Origin of the sequence: Pseudoalteromonas sp. McH1-42, from assembly GCF_022347845.1 — a bacterium.
GTDB lineage: Bacteria > Pseudomonadota > Gammaproteobacteria > Enterobacterales > Alteromonadaceae > Pseudoalteromonas > Pseudoalteromonas rubra_D.
The window spans coordinates 1-2,901 of sequence record NZ_JAKRFU010000059.1 but is presented as its reverse complement, the minus strand read 5'-3'; the positions used below and the strand labels follow the sequence as shown (position 1 = coordinate 2,901).

At 44.3% G+C, this 2,901-nt stretch carries 3 protein-coding genes; all 3 read right to left on the bottom strand.

Annotated features, from left to right (window positions below; all coding sequences use genetic code 11):
- Positions 1 to 322 precede the first annotated feature (322 nt).
- Entirely contained in the window at positions 323 to 673 is a 351-nt protein-coding gene (locus MHN31_RS23935) for a hypothetical protein (RefSeq protein ID WP_239445531.1), read from the bottom strand.
- A gap of 596 nt (positions 674 to 1,269) precedes the next feature.
- A complete protein-coding gene (locus MHN31_RS23930) occupies positions 1,270 to 1,662 on the bottom strand; it encodes a hypothetical protein (protein WP_239445530.1) in 393 nt (130 codons plus the stop codon).
- The coding region (locus tag MHN31_RS23925) for an RHS repeat-associated core domain-containing protein (protein ID WP_239445529.1) at positions 1,653 to 2,901 on the bottom strand (1,249 nt) is incomplete at its 5' end. The genes MHN31_RS23925 and MHN31_RS23930, both read right to left, overlap by 10 nt.

The window sequence follows — 2,901 nt, the reverse complement described above, 5'->3', positions numbered from 1 at the left end:
TGCTGGGGGTGACCGGGCTGGCCTGTCCCGACACACTAAAAGCCCCCAGCATCAGGGCCAGGGTTCCTTTGTACTTAAACATGTTTGCTCACTTTGTTTTTTATTTTTATCTGACGTTAATACCTGTCTGCATTTACACTCATTTAGTTTAAAGACACATCGCGCGCGCTGGCAGACCCAGAATGAGCGTAATTCCCACCCGGGGCCTTGATAGTGTCACAGAGACACAGGCAGCCTGTTGCACACAAAATCAGGATACCTGAATGCAGTGCTCTGACTTGAGCACAGTGGTATAGCCATATCGACAATTTGGTCGGTGGTGTTATTCAACCACCTTCACTTCAACTTCATCGATTTGACAGTTCGCAGAAGCCTGATTAAAAGTGAGCTTAACGGGCAGGTTCGCGGCAACAGCAGTGAGTAGCATAGACTGCATATTGCGATAGTTTTCGCTGGTTTTATTCAGCGCAGCCGCTTCTTCCTGGTCCAGGTTACAATCCAAAGTGGCATTGGTACCCTGAGGGAACTTCACTTTTACCTGAGTTGTGTTGGCAACAACCGAAGAAAATACAACGTTTGATACGCCTTCACAGCTGTACTTATTGCAGCTTGCAGCAGCCTGACCAGCGAAAGTGATGAATAAAGCGGAAATAGCAAGTGTAGAGAATTTCATTCTTATAATATCCTTTTGTTAGTTATCGGTACAATGGTACCCAAAAAATAAAACAAAATAAATTTAAAGTTTACATCTCAAGCAAAGTGCGTACAAAACCCACCGCTCCCGCATACAAATTATCAACAACCGGTTGAATTTGCGATTGATTGCTTACTTGCTATAGGTGAAAAATAAGCCCAGAAACTGACTCAGTATATGTGTGGGGCAACATAAAAAACACAAACCACAAGTCACTGGCAAATAGTGATTCATCTATCTGAAATCATACGGCAGACTCTTTCTTGCTCCAACATTTAACGTTAGTGTGTTTAGAGTTTCCCTCGCTTCTGACACTCATAACCCATTGTTCATAAGTACAGCAACTGTAGCCAGTATAGGGCTGGCGTTTTGGAGAAAAACACCAAATATCGTGATAAAAATTACCCTATCTGCATAAAAGAAAAATCGCATGTTGAAACGAGTGGAACAACAGCAACCAATTCTGTCTTAAATTGCTGAAGCATTTTATTTTAATTGCTTTGAATACTAGAGGGTTATTTTTGTAATCAGAATAAGGGCGGGATCTCCAGCCCTTATTCTGATTTATCGAGGTTTTATTTTGCCTTCAATACACTCAACTTACTTAGTTTCATACTGTTTTGCGTCCCCACTACATAAACATAACGCTCAACATTGGACCTGGCATATTGCTCAAAAGACTGATTGTCTTCAAAGTCCAACTCCACCGCCTCATAAAAGCGGCGGTGCGTTAGTGCTTCTTTGTTGTAAAACACATAGGCTTTTTGTTCGAACTTTCCCTTACCAATATGCTCTTTGCCAAACCATAGGTAACCTTCAATCCAAATAACTTGCCCATCATAAGCAGATGGATTAGGTAACAGCTCAAAGAAGCTGACTTTTTTACCATAGTTCTTACTCGCGCTAGAATCACAGGCGAGCAGTAAAAAGGATAAGCATAGTGCCTTAAGAATTATCGTTAGTTGCATTTCTTTCCACATAGTTTAGTTGTCGTACCTCCGGTCTTATATGACCATAATGATACATCTCCACCCGAAGGTCCACGGCTAAGAAAAACGACACTCATACTTCCACTCGTAACAGTTGAGGTATCGGCCCCAGCTGTAAAGCCAATATTTGAAAATCCATGAGAGTGCCAATCAGAAAACGGTTTGAAATTTCCGAATGTCGAATCACTTACTGTCACTGAATCATGCATAAAGTCTGTCACAATTGAGCCACCATAGAATTTTGTTTCAACTTGACCCAGCTTCGGATTGTAAACCATGTCATTTTTAAAGATCTCAGCACCGATTTCCATATCATATTTTTCAGAGAGCGGGTGAACATTATCATGGAACCACTCCGCCACCTCTTCAGCAGTGTTAAAACCTCCTGAGTTATTTTTCTTATCGAGCTTAGATTGCAGCTCCGACAAGGTTTTATTGATGTCGTTAACTTGCTCTTCCGTCAAATCTTTTACGGGTCCAGTCGAGGACGCAGAACGAGTATCTTTGACTTCGGTTGTCTGTTCGGTCTCTCTTTGCTTTTGCGGGTTCGGATTACCATCAGTGTCAGCACTGCCTTGTTGCTTCGTTTCAAGGCCATCAATACAACCTCCACCTGCTGCCATATTGAGCATACAGGTAACAGCCTGACCTTTAGCAAACCCTTTCGCCCAGCCACCCGCAAAGTTCGCCAGTGCCGTTCCACCCTGATTCGCCGCCTGGATAATACCCACCGCCAGCTTTGCGTAACCATAGTATGAATAGGCTGTCAGTAAACCACTGAGTACAGTCGCCGTCACACCTGTGATAATTCCCTGGCTGATTGCCGCATTCAGTGCCCATACCGCAATCGTCGCAAAGATGTAACCACTGGGGTCTGTCTTATTCAGCGGGTTATTCACCACATACGAGTAGCGGTTCAGGTTCTGAATATTGTGCGGCGCCTGCACCATAGGGTCTGCTTGTAAGAAACGTCCCAGAATAGGGTCGTAAACACGCCCGCCCATGTGCACCAGGCCCACTTCATCCATCTGCTCATGACCCGTGTAACCACGTAGCGTCAGCTTACTGGTGAACTTATTCTGGTCACTGAAGTCTCTCGCCCAGGTGGTCGCGTTTCGACGTGCACCAAACACATCAAAGCTCATCACCTGCTCTTTCTTACCACTGGCATCCGCAATCACATGCGTTGAACCCAGATGGTCGTCCAGCATAAAGCGT